The following is a 13,756-nucleotide window of genomic DNA, read 5'->3' as shown; positions in this document are numbered from 1 at the left end:
GCCGTGACCGGCAGCCCCGCACCGGCGCCCTCCCCTGCCGTCACCGAGGGTCCGGCCCCCTCCGGGCCGCCGGGGACCACGACCGGGAGCTCCGCGCCGGGCCCGATCGGCAACGGCCCGGCCCTGCCCTCCGTTCCGGTCCCGACCCCCGCGCCCAGCACTCCGGTTCCTGTTCCTGTTCCTGTTCCTGTTCCGACCGTGACTCCCCCACCGGACACTCCGGCTCCGGCAGCGACGCACGTACCGAGCACTCCGGCGCCGGTCCCGACAGAGGCGCCGAGCACCTCCGCTCCGGTCTCGACTCCCGCACCGGTCACGACCCCCACTCCGGCCACACCTCCCGCTCCGGCCGCACCGACCCTCGCGCTCGACACCGACGGCCGGCTGCTGCCCGATGCCCGGGGCACCGCCGCGCCAGGCGCCGAGGTGCTCCTCGAGGACGCCTCCGACGGACGCCGCGTGGGCTCCGCCACCGCCGACGCCGACGGCTCCTGGACCGCGCCGGCGCTCCCCCTCCCCGCGGGCACGACCACGGTGCTGGCGCGCACCGCTGCAGGAGTCAGCGCCCCCGAGACGGTCGACCTGCGCGCTCCGGTGCTCCTCGCCCGGGCCGCGTCGAGCGGGGGCGCGGTCGGCGTGCTCGTGCTCGCCGATCCCGACGCGGACGGCCTCGACCTCCTGGTCGACGGCGGGCAGGTGCGGTCCCTCGCTCCCGGAGCCCCCGTCCTCGCCGCGACCCTGGAGGTCGGTCCTGGGAGGCACACGATCGGCGTCCGCTACTCCTCCCCGGACGGGCGGACGGGACCCGTCGCCGTCGTGTCCGTCGACGCGGGCTGAGGCGCGCGGACCGCCCCGTGCCCCACCGTTATCCTGGGCGGATGCAGCCCGAACCCGCCGCGTCCGCGACTCCCCGGCCCGCCTCCGCGAGCACCCGTCCGACGGGCAGCGACGCCGCGTGGTCCGGCGCCCGGCCCGCGGGAAACCACTGGACCCTGACCTTCGCCTGCCCCGACCAGCCGGGCATCGTGCACGCCGTGTCCGGTGCCGTCGTCCAGGCCCGCGGCAACATCACCGAGAGCCAGCAGTTCTCGAGCGCCGACACCGGCCGCTTCTTCATGCGCCTGCAGGTGGAGTCGCCGATCAGCCGCGAGGAGTTCGCCGCCGCCCTGCTGCCGATCACCGAGCACTACGGGATGACGTGGCGCCTCGACGTCGTCGGCCGGCCGCTGCGCACCCTCGTCCTCGCCTCCACCGCCGCGCACTGCGTCAACGACCTGCTCTTCCGCCAGCGCGCCGGGCAGCTCGCGGTGGACATCCCGATGATCCTGTCCAACCACGGCAGCCTGCGCGACCTCGCCGAGTTCTACGGCGTGCCCTTCGAGTCGCGCCCCGTGGTCTCGCCGGAGTCGAAGCGCGGGTTCGAGGAGCGCGTGCTGGAGGTCGTCGAGGAGCACGACGTCGAGCTCGTGGTCCTGGCGCGCTACATGCAGATCCTCTCCCCCGAGCTCTGCGCGCGACTGGCCGGTCGCGCCATCAACATCCACCACTCGTTCCTGCCGGGCTTCAAGGGCGCGAACCCCTACAAGCAGGCGCACGCCCGCGGCGTCAAGCTGATCGGGGCGACCGCGCACTTCGTGACCAGCGACCTCGACGAGGGGCCGATCATCGAGCAGAACGTGGTGCGCGTGGACCACTCGCACTCGGTCGCCCAGCTCGTGGCGATCGGGCAGGACGAGGAGAGCCGCACGCTCACGCAGGCGGTCAAGTGGTTCGCGGAGGACCGGGTGCTCCTCGACGGGGCCCGCACCATCATCTTCCGCTGACCTCCGGCGGCTAGCATGGTCGGCGTGAATCGAGCAGGAGCGGACACCGCGGGCACCGACATCAGGATCGGCCCGAACGCGATCCTCCGGTTCCTCCTGGAGCTCGTCGCGTTGGCGACCTTCGCCCTCTGGGGCTTCGCGTCGTGGGACCTCCCGTGGAACATCGTCCTCGGCATCGGCGCTCCGGTGGTCGCCGCGCTGGTCTGGGCGCTCTTCCTCTCGCCGCGCGCGGTCCTCGCGATCGACGTCTACGGCCGCTCGCTGATCGAGCTGCTCGTGATGGGCGCCGCCGCGCTGGCGTGGCTGGACCTCGGCCAGCCGGTCGTCGCGATCGTCTTCGGCGTCCTCGCCGTCGTCTCCGGCGTCATCGCGGGACGCCGCTCCCTCTGATCCTGACGGCGGCCGCTCAGGCCGAGGGGGCGCTCGCTCGGAGCCGTCCACCGCTGTCCCCGAGGGTGTACCGCGGTCCCCGTGCGCTCGCCGCCGCTCGGAGCGGGACCGAACGCGTCGTCCCGGCTCGCAGCGGCAGGTCGCCACCGCGCTCTCCCGTCGATGCACCTCCGGGGATGCGCCACCGCAGCGGGATCCCGGGCCGATCGCACTGCCGGGGCCCCAGTCGGAGATGCTCCGCCCCGCCTGATCGTCGATCTCTCCCCGACCCGCTCCCGCCTCCCCTCTCGAGCCGTTCCCCCACGCAGCCCGGCCGGTCCTGCTCCCGGCCCGCACCACGAGCCGCCCCGTCTCCGCCCCCTCCCGGGAACGGCGAACGGCCGCCCCCGCCGCTCCGGGAGGAGCAGGGGGACGGCCGTTCGCGGCGGTCGCGGAGGACTACTCCGCGGCGCCCGCCTCACGCTGCGCCAGGGCGCGGCGTCGGAGGCCGGTGATCACAGCACCTGCACCGAGGAGGGCGAGGGCGGCGGCTCCGAGGAGACCGCCGTCGAAGCCCGTCGACGGGAGGCCGCCGGCGCCGTGGCCGGGCGCGCCCGGTCCGGCGGTCGGCGTGGAGGTGGGCTCCCCCGGTCCGGCGGTGGGGCCGGCAGTCGGCGTCGCGGTCGGCTCCGGCGTGCCCGTGGGCTCCGGAGTCGCGGTCGGCGTCGGGGTGGGGGTGACCGCCTCGGTGACGTCGACGCTCACGAGCGTCGCGAGTCCCGAGTCGGTGTAGGCGACACGGCCGAGGTAGCGGGCCGGGCCCGCCAGGTTCGACCAGGAGACCGCGTACGCGATCGGCTCGCCCTGCACGGCGTCGACCACGGCGGGGTCGGTGCTCAGCGAGCCGAGACCGTTCTCCGGAGTGATGACGAAGCTGCGGAAGTCGAACGTGACGGTCGAGGATCCCGGAGCGGTCGAGTAGACATCGGCCTGGACCGTGTACTCGCCCGGAGCGGGGTCGGCGATGTCGACGCGCTCGTCGGCCGAGCCGGTCGCCGAGGTGAAGACCTTGTCGGTGCTCTCGCTGGTGACGGTGAGGTCGAGGTCGGCCGCGTCGTCGAGTGAGTCGAGGTCGAAGCGGGCGAACTCGGCGCCCTCCGGCACCACGACGGTGGTCGTCAGCGACTTCCCCGTGGGGAGCGTCGCCGAGTGGCCGTCGGCGGCGGTGGCGTCCTCGGCGAGGACACCCTCGGCGAGACCGCTCGCGGTGAGCGGCAGCGCGCCGGTGATGCCGGGCGTGACCGTCACCGTGCCGGTGCCGGTCGAGCCGGTGCCGGAGACCTCGTAGGGCGCGTCCAGCAGGACGGGGCGCACCGCGATCGGGCTGCGGACGTCGTGCTCCGCGCTCGCCCAGGTCAGGTAGCCGGTGGCGAACTGGTTGAGCGCCGCCGAGCCGGTGGTGAAGGAGACCGTGTACTCCGCCGTCTGGCCCGCACCCGTGAAGGAGAGGGTCGAGGGCGAGACGACGGTGTCGATCCCGGCGAGGCCGTCGACCGAGGCGGTGTAGGTGCCCGCGCCGGTCGAGGTGACCGTGCGAGTCACGGTCTGCGTGCCCGCGAGGGCGCCGATCGCGATCGAGGCCTGGTTGAGGTCGGACGGGTCGATCGCGGCGATCGGGTCGATCACCGGGTTCGAGGTGAAGACGTAGCCCGCACCCTTGAGGAACGCGATCCAGTCCTCCGTGCCGCTCTCGTAGACCAGCCCGGGGTCGAGGAACGCGGCCGGGTCGACGTGTCCGGCGCCCTGGGCGAAGACGTCCTCGGACGCGGCGCCCGACTGGTCGACGCTGTCGTAGGCGGAGGTCATCATGGCCGACTTCACCGCGGACGGCGAGGCCTTCGGGGTCGCGCCGAGGATCAGCGCGCCGAGGCCCGCCACGTGCGGCGACGACATCGAGGTGCCGGACTCGAACGCGAAGGCGGGGTCGTCGCCCTCGGCGTTGAAGCTGTCGGCGAGGATCGCGACGCCGGGCGCCGTGAGGTCGGGCTTCAGCACGTCGGCGCCGTCCGCCTCAGCGGGTCCGCGCGACGAGAAGCCGGCGACCTGCGGGACGGGGATGGAGGCTCCGGACGAGTTGCCCTCGGAGAGGGTCACGGTCGCACCGGCGGTGCCGGCGTAGGTCGTGATCGCCTGGTAGGCCTGCGAGTCGATCTGGATGCTCGGGACCGAGTGGTCGTCGACGTGCAGGGCGTTCGGGGTCGGGTTGAGCAGCAGCATGCCGATGCCGCCGGCCCGCTCGACCTCGGCCGACTTGGAGACGCGCGCGGTGACGCCCGCGGTGCAGGCGACGATCGTGCCCTTCACCTTGTCGGGGTCGAGGGTGCCGGTCTCGCAGATGGCGGGGTTCTCGGCGCCCGAGCGGACGACGTCGGCGCTGTTCACCAGCGGTCCGGTGACGTCCTCGTGGACCGAGATGGATCCTCCGACGAACTTCTGGCCGTCGCCGAGAGCAGCGGTCGCGGTGTAGGTCGGGATGGAGGACGCGGCGACCGTGGTGTACCAGGGCGACGCGTGGTCGAGCGTGGAGGCGCCCGCACCCGAGTTGCCGGCCGAGGCCGCGACGAAGACGCCGGCAGCGGCGGCGTTGAGGAACGCCTCGTCGATCGCGGTCAGGGTCGAGGTGGCCGAGCCGCCGCCGATCGAGAAGTTGATGACGTCGACGCCGTCCTTGGTCGCGGCGTCGATGGCCGCGAGGATGCCCGCTCCGGAGCAGAAGTCGTCGTCGTCGGTGCCCTCGTCGGGTCCGTTCCAGCAGACCTTGTACGCGGCGACCTTGGCGGCCGGGGCGACTCCGGAGATCTTCCCGTAGTCGTAGCCGTCGACGCTCGCCTCGACGCCGTTGTTGCCGGCTGCCGTGCTCGCGGTGTGCGAGCCGTGTCCGTCGGCGTCGCGCGGGGAGCGGTACTCGGGGTTGTCCGTCGAGCCGACCTCCTCGTCCGCGAGGAACCAGCGTGCGCCGATGAGCTTCTGGTTGCACTCGTCGCCGTCCCACTGCTCGGAGGCGGGGAGCCCCGGCGAGCAGGAGCCGACGAAGGTGCCGCCGTCCGACTTCACGAAGGAGGTGGTGGTGCCGTCCGTGTAGGGGGCCGCTCCGGGCGAGGTCGCCAGGGGCGCGCCCGCGAAGGAGGGGTTCTCGGGCGCGATGCCGGAGTCGATGACGCCGACGACGACGCCCTCGCCCGCCTTGTCGATGCCGCCCAGCTTCTGCCAGACGCCGTTCTCGCCCTCGAGGCCGAGGAAGTCGGTGGAGCGCTGCTGTCCGGTGTCGGGCACCGGGGTGCCGGCGGCGGCCGCGGCGAGCGGCGAGGCCTGCGCGGCGCGGTCGACCTTCAGGTTCTCGACCTTGCGGACCTGGGCGACGTCGCGGCGGCTCGCGAGCTCGCCCGCCTGCTCGCCCGAGAGGGTCGCGGAGAAGCCGTTGAGGGCGACGGTGTAGTGGTAGCCGATGGCGGCGTCGACCGCGGAGGCGACGTCCTCCTGGCGCTGCTCGAGGTGGGCGGAGTAGTCCTCCACCGGAGCCGAGGCGGCCTGCAGCTGCGCACCGTCGACGGGCGCGGTGCGGGCGAAGCGGGCATCGGTGCCCTGGTAGGTGGCCGCGGAGGGCTCGACGAGGGTGACGACGTAGTCGCCGTCGTCGAAGCTCTGGCCGACGGAGAGCCCGCCGACGAGCGAGGCGCTGCCGGCGAGAGGGGCGGCACTGGCGCCGGTGGTGGCGAAGGCCGCGGTCGCGGCGACTCCGAGGACGGCGAGGCCCGCGAGGATGCGCCTCTCAGCGCGGCGGACGGGTGGTCGGTGGGACAGGTGGATCGGCAATCGATGTCCTAACTCACATTCGCTGGGAACCGGATCGGTTTCCACACAGAAACGACCCTACGAACTCGATTGCTCAGCTTTGTTACGAACAGGTAACGAAGTTGACACCGAAAGGGGCCGATCCGTTGGCACTCCCCCTCCGCGAGTGCTAATTTATTCGCGTTGAGCCGGGTCGGCTCAACTCTTGGAACTCTTCGTTGCACGACTGAATGGAGTGATCTCATGGCTGTCACCTACGACCCCGTCCGCGAGCTGGACCGCCTCGCCACCGCCCGCCTCGGCTCCGGTCAGGGGCCCCGCCGGATGCCGATCGACCTGTACCGGGACGGCGACCACTACGTCCTCACCGCCGACCTCCCCGGCATCGACCCCGGGTCCGTCGACGTCGACGTGGACGGGCAGCTCCTCACCATCCGCGCCCAGCGCACCGTCGCGGGCGGCGACGACGTCACCTGGATCACCCGGGAGCGCCAGTCGGCGACCTTCGTCCGCCAGCTGAGCCTCGGCCAGGGCGTCGACACCGAGCGCATCGCCGCGTCCTACGACAACGGCGTGCTCTCGGTGACCATCCCGGTCAGCGAGAAGGCGCGTCCCCGCCGCATCGAGGTCGTCTCGACCGCCCGCCCCGAGCAGGTGCGGATCGGCGAGACGGCCGCCGAGTAGGACGACGAGCGAGGGCCCGTCCGCGATCGTGCGGGCGGGCCCTCCGCGTGTCCGCACGCCCTACGCTGGCCGGATGCGCGCCTCCTCCTCCGACACCGCTGTCGGCGTCCTGCTCCCCCGCGATCTCCCCGCCTCCGAGGTGCTCGGCTACGCTCGCCGCGCCGAGGAGCTCGGCTTCGACGAGCTCTGGGTGGTCGAGGACCTCGGCTTCCGCGGCGGCATCGCCCAGGCCGGCGCGGTGCTCGCCGCCACCGAGCGGATCGTCGTCGGCATCGGCATCCTGCCCGCCGCCGTCCGCACGCCGGCCTTCACCGCGATGGAGCTCGGCACTCTCGCCGAGCTGTTCCCCGGCCGCGTCCACGCCGGCATCGGGCACGGGATGCCGCACTGGATGCGCGGCCTCGGCGTCTGGCCGCGCAGCCCGCTCACCCTGCTCGAGGAGCAGTTCGACGCGATCCGCTCGCTGCTCTCCGGCGAGCGCACCGACCGCTCCGGCCGCTACGTGCACGTGGACGGCCTCGTCCTGGAGTCGCCGCCCGCCGTCGTGCCGCCGCTGCTGGCCGGCGTCCGCGGACCGAAGTCGCTGGCGCTCGCGGGCCGGATCGCCGACGGGGTCGTCCTGGCCGAGCCCGTCACTCCGGAGTACCTCGCGGCGGCCCGCGGCCACCTCGGCGGCACCGGACGGATCGTCGCCTACAACGTGGCCGCCGTGGACGACGACGCGGCCGCCGCGCGCGACGCGGTCCGGCCGGGACTCGAGTGGATCGGCGAGCCGGACTGGGCGCCGCACATCGAGCCGCTCCCCTTCGCCGAGGACTTCGCCCGCCTGCGGGCCGAGAGCGCCGACCGCGCCGCCTTCGTCCGCGACCTGCCCGACGCCTGGGTCGACCAGCTGGCCGTCGTGGGCACCCCCGAGGACGCTCGTCGCCGCATCGGCCTGCTGCACGAGGCCGGTGCGTCGAGCGTCGTGCTGATGCCGTCGGGGCCCGATCCGCTCCACGCGATGGAGGAGCTCGCCCGGGCGCTCTGAGGCGCTCGGCAAGGGCGCGTCCCACCGGGCCCGGAGACGCCTCCGGCCCGCAGGATCCGAGGATCGTGCGGGCCGGACGCGTCTGCTGAAGCCGGAGATCACGCCGACATGCGGGCCTTCAGGTTCTCATCGAGGGTCGCGAGGAACTCCTCGGTCGTCTGCCAGCCCTGCTCGGGGCCGACGAGCAGGGCGAGGTCCTTCGTCATCTTCCCGGACTCGACCGTCTTGATGACCACGTCCTCAAGCGTGAGCGAGAAGTCGATGAGCTCCTGGTTGCCGTCGAGCTTGCCTCGGTGCGCGAGGCCGCGCGTCCAGGCGTAGATCGAGGCGATCGGGTTCGTCGAGGTGGGCTTGCCGGCCTGGTGCTGGCGGTAGTGGCGCGTGACGGTGCCGTGCGCCGCCTCCGCCTCGACGACGCTGCCGTCGGGCGTCGAGAGCACGGAGGTCATCAGGCCCAGCGAGCCGAAGCCCTGCGCGACGGTGTCGGACTGGACGTCGCCGTCGTAGTTCTTGCAGGCCCAGACGTAGCCGCCCTCCCACTTCATGGCCGAGGCGACCATGTCGTCGATGAGGCGGTGCTCGTAGGTGAGGCCCGCGGCGTCGAAGCGCTCCTTGAACTCGGTCTCGAAGATCTCCTCGAAGATGTCCTTGAAGCGGCCGTCGTAGGCCTTGAGGATCGTGTTCTTGGTGGAGAGGTAGACCGGGTAGTTGCGCGAGAGGCCGTAGTTCAGCGACGAGCGGGCGAAGTCGCGGATCGACGCGTCCTGGTTGTACTGGACCTGCGCGATGCCGTCGTCCGGGGCCTTGTAGACCTCGAACCTCATCGGCTCGGAGCCGTCCTCGGGCGTGAACTCGACGGTCAGCGTGCCCTTGCCCTTGAAGACGAAGTCGGTGGCGCGGTACTGGTCGCCGAACGCGTGGCGGCCGATGATGATCGGCTTGTTCCAGCCGGGGACCAGGCGCGGGATGTTCGAGATGATGATGGGCTCGCGGAAGATCACGCCGCCGAGGATGTTGCGGATCGTGCCGTTGGGCGACTTCCACATCTTCTTGAGGCCGAATTCCTCGACGCGGGCCTCGTCGGGGGTGATTGTCGCGCACTTCACGCCGACGCCGTGCTTCTGGATGGCGTGCGCCGCGTCGATCGTGACCTGGTCGTCCGTCTCGTCGCGGTACTCGATGCCGAGGTCGTAGTACTCGAGGTTCACGTCGAGGTACGGGTGGATGAGGGTGTCCTTGATCTTCTGCCAGATGATGCGCGTCATCTCGTCGCCGTCGAGCTCGACGACCGTTCCCTCAACCTTGATCTTGGACATTGCTCTCCCATGGTGTCGATGACCCCGCACCTGTGCGGGACGGGCGGCTCTGCACCGCTCCGGATGGCCTCCGCCAGCCTACCCGAGGCCCGAACTGTCTCGATGTCGAGACAGTTCTCGATCGTCCGCGCCGGGGCCGGCGCACGTCGCCCGACAGGAGGATGCCCGCCGTCCTGCGCCGCCGGTACAGTGACGGCATGAGTGACCTCCGCCTGGAAGAGCTGTCCGCCTCGAACATCTCCGCCGTGAACGGTCTGAGCCTCAAACCCGGCCAGGAGCAGTTCATCGCGCCGGTCTCCTACTCCGCCGCCGCCGCGGTGATCGACCCGGGCGCCTCCTGGCAGCGGGCCGTGATGGACGGCGACGAGCTGGTCGGCTTCATCCACGCGCACTTCGACCAGGAGGCGGCGGAGGAGTTCCGCAGCTGCATCTGGCGCATCAACATCGACGCGGCGAAGCAGGGCCGCGGCGTCGGCACCTTCGCCGTCCGCGCCACCGCCGACGAGGCGCGCGCCCGCGGCTTCGACACCCTCACGGTGATCTGGGAGTCCGGCGAGGACGGCCCGGAGCAGTTCTTCCGCTGGATCGGCTTCGAGGTCGTCGGCGAGACGCAGTACGGCGAGAACATCGGGGCGCTGACGCTCTGAGCGCGGCGCCGGAGGCAGCGGAGCCGGCCGACTTCGTCTCCGCCGTCCTCGAGGTGGTCGCCTCGATCCCGCCCGGACGCGTGATGGCCTACGGCGAGATCGCCGCGGTCCTCGGCGCTCGTGCGGCACGCGCGGTCGGCACGGTGATGGCCCGCTACGGCTCCGACACCGCCTGGTGGCGCGTCGTCCGCGCGGGAGGAGCGCCCCCGGTCGGCCACGAGGAGCGCGCCCGCCGGGAGTACGAGCGCGAGGGCACGCCCCTCGTCGTCACGCCGGGCGGCTGGCGCGTCGACGTGCGCAGCGCACGCTGGCGCCCCTGAGCCGAGATCGGCTCAAGGGCGTTAGTCGCGAGCGGCAGCCGCTCAGACGAGCGAGTCCCGCCAGGCCGCGTGCAGGGTGGCGAAGCGGCCCTCGCCGGCGATGAGCGCCTCCGGGGTGCCGTCCTCGACGATGCGGCCGTGCTCCATCACCAGCACCCGGTCGGCGATCGCGACCGTCGAGAGGCGGTGCGCGATGATGACCGCCGTGCGGTCCGCCAGGAGCGTCTGCAGGCCCTGCTGCACCAGGCGCTCGCTCGGGATGTCGAGGGAGGAGGTCGCCTCGTCCAGGATCAGCACCGCCGGGTCGGCCAGGAACGCGCGGGCGAACGAGATCAGCTGGCGCTGACCGGCCGAGACGCGGCCGCCGCGCTTGTTCACGTCGGTGTCGTAGCCGTCCGGCAGCGCCTGGATGAACTCGTGCGCGCCGACCGCCTGCGCGGCCCGGACGATCTCGTCGTAGGACGCGGTCGGCCGCCCGATCGCGATGTTGTCGGCGACGGATCCGGAGAAGAGGTACGCCTCCTGGGTGACCATCACGATCGCGCGCCGCAGGTCCTTCGGGTGCAGCTGCCGCAGGTCCACTCCGTCGAGGGTCACCACGCCGTCGCTCGGGTCGTAGAAGCGCGAGATCAGCTTGGCGAGCGTCGTCTTGCCGGCGCCCGTGGACCCGACGAGGGCGATGGTCTGCCCTGCGGGGATGTCGAGGTCGAAGCGCGGCAGCACCTCGCGGTCGGCGGTGTAGGCGAAGCGGACGTCCTCGAAGCCGAGGCGGCCCCGTGCCTGGCGCAGGTCGACCGGGCGGGCCGGATCCGGGACGCTCGGCTCCTCGGCCAGCACGCCCGAGATCTTCTCGAGCGCGGCGGCCGCCGACTGGTAGGAGTTGTAGAACATCGCCATCTCCTGCACCGGGTCGAAGAAGCGCCGGGTGTAGAGCAGGACCGCCAGCAGCGCGCCGATCTCGAGCCCGCCGTCGAGCACGCGGACGCCGCCGATGAACAGCACCACGGCGACGGTGACGTTGCCGATCAGCACGAGCCCGGGGTCGAAGGTGCCGAACACCCCGAAGACGCGCTTGTAGGCGAGCCGGTACTGCTCGACGACCCCGCCGAACACGGACTCGTTGCGCTTCTGCGTGCGGAAGGTCTGCACGGCGCGGATGCCGGTCATCGACTCCACGAACTGCACGATGAGCCGCGACGAGGCGACGCGGGTGCCGCGGAACAGCGCCTGCGACCGCTTCTGGAACCAGCGGGTGAGCAGCGCGAGCGGCACCAGGGCGCAGGCGAGCACGATGCCGCTCACGCCGTCCAGGGAGACGAGGGCGATCGCGACGAAGCCCATGTAGAGCGCACCCTGCACCAGCTGGTTGATGCCGGAGTCGAGCAGCTCGCGGATGGAGTCGAGGTCGCTGGTCTGGCGCGAGATGATCCGGCCGGAGGTGTAGTTCTCGTGGAACTCCAGGCTCAGCTTCTGGGTGTGCAGGAAGACCCGCTTGCGCAGGTCGATCAGGATCGCCTGGCTCACCCGCGCGGAGAGCACGGTGTACCAGGCGACCAGGAGCGCGCCGACGAGTCCGGTGAGGATGTAGGCGCCGACCGTGACCGCCAGCGGGACCGCGTTCCCCGCGAGGACCGCGGGCAGGCCGTTGTCGATGCCCGCCGCGATCAGCGCCGGTCCCGCGACCTGGGCAGCGGTCGCGACGACGACCACGACCGCGGTGAGCACCAGCCGCAGCCGGAGCGGCCGCAGCAGGGCGCCGAGCAGCCGCAGCGAGCGCCGGCGCAGAGCCGCCGACTCCGCTCTGCTGAGGTCGTCGCGCTCCTCGGAGGAACCGAGCGTGCTCATGATCGCGTCTCCTGGTGGGTCGTCGTGGGGCGGGAGCCGATGCGCTCGGTCCCGGCGGGCCGGGTCAGCTCGTCCTCCTCGAGGCTCGAGATGACGAAGCGGTAGTGCGGACTGCTCGCGAGCAGCTCGCTATGGGTGCCGACCGCGGTGATGCGGCCCTCCTCCATCAGTGCCACGCGATCGGCGAGCGCCACCGTCGAGGGGCGGTGGGCGACGATGATCGCCGTGGTGTCGCCGAGCACGCGGCGCAGCCCCGCCTCGACGCGCGCCTCCGTGTCGACGTCGAGCGCCGAGAGCGGGTCGTCGAGGACGAGCACCGCCGGACGCGCGGCCACCGCGCGGGCGAGGGCCAGGCGCTGGCGCTGGCCGCCGGAGAGGCTCATCCCCTCCTCGCCCACCTTCGTGTCCAGGCCCTCGGGAAGGCGGTGGACGAAGTCGGCCTGCGCGATCTCGAGGGCCTCGAGCAGCTCCTCCTCGGTCGCGTCGGGTCGGCCGAGGAGGACGTTCTCGCGCACGCTGGTGGAGAAGAGCGTCGCGTCCTCGAACGCCATGCCGATGTGCGTGCGCAGCTCGTCGCGGCGGAGCCGGCGGATGTCGACGCCGTCGAGCTCGATGGCTCCGCCGGTCACGTCGTAGAGGCGCGAGAGCAGCGCGGTGAGCGTCGTCTTCCCGGAGCCGGTGATGCCGACCAGTGCCATCGTCTCGCCCGGCTCGACCTCGAGGTCGACGCCGTCGAGGAGGTCGCGGTAGCGCTCGGGGGCGTCCTGGTAGCGGAAGTGGACGTCGCGGAAGCGCACCCGACCGCGCGGCTCGAGGATCGTCTCGGGGTCCTCCGGGTCGGTGATGGTGTTCCGGCTGTCCATCACCTCGAAGTAGCGGTCGACCGCCGTGCGGGTGTCGAAGGTCATCGAGAGGAGGAAGCCGATCGACTCCACCGGCCAGCGCAGCACGGTCGCGGTGGCGAAGAAGGCGAACAGCTCGCCGACGCTCAGCTGGCCGGCCGCGGCGAGCCAGACCCCGCCGAGCAGGCAGAGCGCGAACGCGATGTCCGGCACCAGCAGCAGGACGAACCAGATCCCGGCGATGGCGCGGGCCTTGTCGATCTCGGTGCCGCGGAGCTTCTCGGCCTGGCCTGCGAAGTTCTCCAGCGCGTGCTGGTGGCGGCCGAAGGCCTTGAGGACGCGGATGCCGTGCACCGACTGCTCGACGGTCGTGGCGAGGTCGCCCGCCTGGTCCTGGCTGCGGCGCGCGATGCTCGAGTAGCGCTTCTCGAACGCGAACCCGTAGATCCAGACCGGGATCGAGCACACGACGAAGAGCACGCCGAGGATCGGGTTCCAGTAGACGAGGACGCCGAAGCCGACGACGATCGTCAGCGCGTTGACCACGAGCAGGACGAAGCCGAAGGCGATCCAGCGGCGGATGAGGCTGAGGTCGCTCATCGCCCGCGACAGGAGCTGCCCGCTCTGCCAGCGGTCGTGGAACGAGACGGGGAGGTCCTGCAGGCGGCTGTAGAGCGCCGAGCGCATGCGCGCCTCGATCCGCGTGCTGGGGGTGAGGACCATCCGGCGGCGCAGCGCGATGGCACCGGCCTCGACGACGCCGAGCACGAGGATGACGGCGACCGGGCCGATCAGCGGCCCGAGGTCGCCGGAGCCGGCGGAGGCCGCTCCGTCCCCCAGCGGCCCGTCGACGAGCTGCTGCAGGACGATCGGGATGACCAGCGACACCAGGCTCGCCACGAGCGCGACCGCGATGCCGCCTACCAGCCGGGGCAGGGAGTCGCCGACGAAGGGGACGAGGCGCAGCAGGGTCTGCAGCGTGCTCGGGCGCTTCTGCGCGGGGGCGCCGGGAGACGGGAGGGCGGGAG

At 72.3% G+C, this 13,756-nt stretch carries 11 protein-coding genes; 7 read left to right on the top strand and 4 right to left on the bottom strand.

The features are described from left to right. The first annotated feature begins 198 nt into the window (after window positions 1-198). Genes C5B95_RS17280 through C5B95_RS16720 form a run of 3 tightly spaced genes read left to right on the top strand, consistent with a single transcriptional unit; the run spans window position 199 to window position 2,213 of the window. A complete protein-coding gene (locus C5B95_RS17280; protein ID WP_146076645.1) occupies window positions 199-837 on the top strand; it encodes an Ig-like domain-containing protein in 639 nt (212 codons plus the stop codon). Between the two features lie 41 nt (window positions 838-878). Continuing rightward, window positions 879-1,823, top strand: a complete 945-nt coding sequence (gene purU, locus C5B95_RS16725) for a formyltetrahydrofolate deformylase (protein ID WP_104227281.1) — start codon at window positions 879-881, stop codon at window positions 1,821-1,823. Between the two features lie 24 nt (window positions 1,824-1,847). Continuing rightward, complete coding sequence (locus tag C5B95_RS16720; RefSeq protein WP_244230596.1) at window positions 1,848-2,213, top strand: YrdB family protein; 366 nt, start codon at window positions 1,848-1,850, stop codon at window positions 2,211-2,213. Window positions 2,214-2,651: 438 nt separating this feature from the next. Here the strand turns inward: C5B95_RS16720 and C5B95_RS16715 are convergent, their stop codons facing one another. Then, window positions 2,652-6,065, bottom strand: a complete 3,414-nt coding sequence (locus C5B95_RS16715; RefSeq protein ID WP_104349669.1) for a S8 family serine peptidase — start codon at window positions 6,063-6,065, stop codon at window positions 2,652-2,654. A 222-nt stretch (window positions 6,066-6,287) separates the two neighbouring features. Between C5B95_RS16715 and C5B95_RS16710 the strand changes: the two genes are divergently transcribed. Next, window positions 6,288-6,728, top strand: coding sequence for an Hsp20/alpha crystallin family protein (locus C5B95_RS16710; RefSeq protein WP_104349668.1), 441 nt, complete (start codon window positions 6,288-6,290; stop codon window positions 6,726-6,728). Between the two features lie 73 nt (window positions 6,729-6,801). Continuing rightward, on the top strand, window positions 6,802-7,758 hold the full coding sequence (locus tag C5B95_RS16705) for an LLM class flavin-dependent oxidoreductase (protein ID WP_104349667.1): 957 nt from the start codon (window positions 6,802-6,804) through the stop codon (window positions 7,756-7,758). 98 nt (window positions 7,759-7,856) lie between these two features. Here the strand turns inward: C5B95_RS16705 and C5B95_RS16700 are convergent, their stop codons facing one another. Further along, window positions 7,857-9,074 (bottom strand): NADP-dependent isocitrate dehydrogenase, encoded by a 1,218-nt coding sequence (locus C5B95_RS16700; RefSeq protein WP_104224939.1) that lies wholly within the window; start codon window positions 9,072-9,074, stop codon window positions 7,857-7,859. A gap of 197 nt (window positions 9,075-9,271) precedes the next feature. Here C5B95_RS16700 and C5B95_RS16695 point away from each other — a divergent pair, with 197 nt between their 5' ends. Continuing rightward, entirely contained in the window at window positions 9,272-9,721 is a 450-nt protein-coding gene (locus C5B95_RS16695) for an N-acetyltransferase (RefSeq protein WP_104349671.1), read from the top strand. Continuing rightward, complete coding sequence (locus C5B95_RS16690; RefSeq protein WP_104349666.1) at window positions 9,718-10,041, top strand: MGMT family protein; 324 nt, start codon at window positions 9,718-9,720, stop codon at window positions 10,039-10,041. The genes C5B95_RS16695 and C5B95_RS16690 overlap by 4 nt, the downstream gene beginning before the upstream one ends. Before the next feature lie 42 nt (window positions 10,042-10,083). Here the strand turns inward: C5B95_RS16690 and C5B95_RS16685 are convergent, their stop codons facing one another. Beyond that, on the bottom strand, window positions 10,084-11,886 hold the full coding sequence (locus C5B95_RS16685) for an ABC transporter ATP-binding protein (RefSeq protein WP_104349665.1): 1,803 nt from the start codon (window positions 11,884-11,886) through the stop codon (window positions 10,084-10,086). Continuing rightward, window positions 11,883-13,756: ABC transporter ATP-binding protein (locus tag C5B95_RS16680; RefSeq protein WP_374954265.1), on the bottom strand; the 1,874-nt coding region annotated here is incomplete at its 5' end. The genes C5B95_RS16680 and C5B95_RS16685, both read right to left, overlap by 4 nt.

The sequence above is a fragment of the Rathayibacter sp. AY1A7 genome, assembly GCF_002930845.1.
Taxonomy (GTDB): domain Bacteria; phylum Actinomycetota; class Actinomycetes; order Actinomycetales; family Microbacteriaceae; genus Rathayibacter.
Note: the sequence above shows the minus strand (reverse complement) of the source record. Positions and strands in the feature narration are given on the sequence as shown.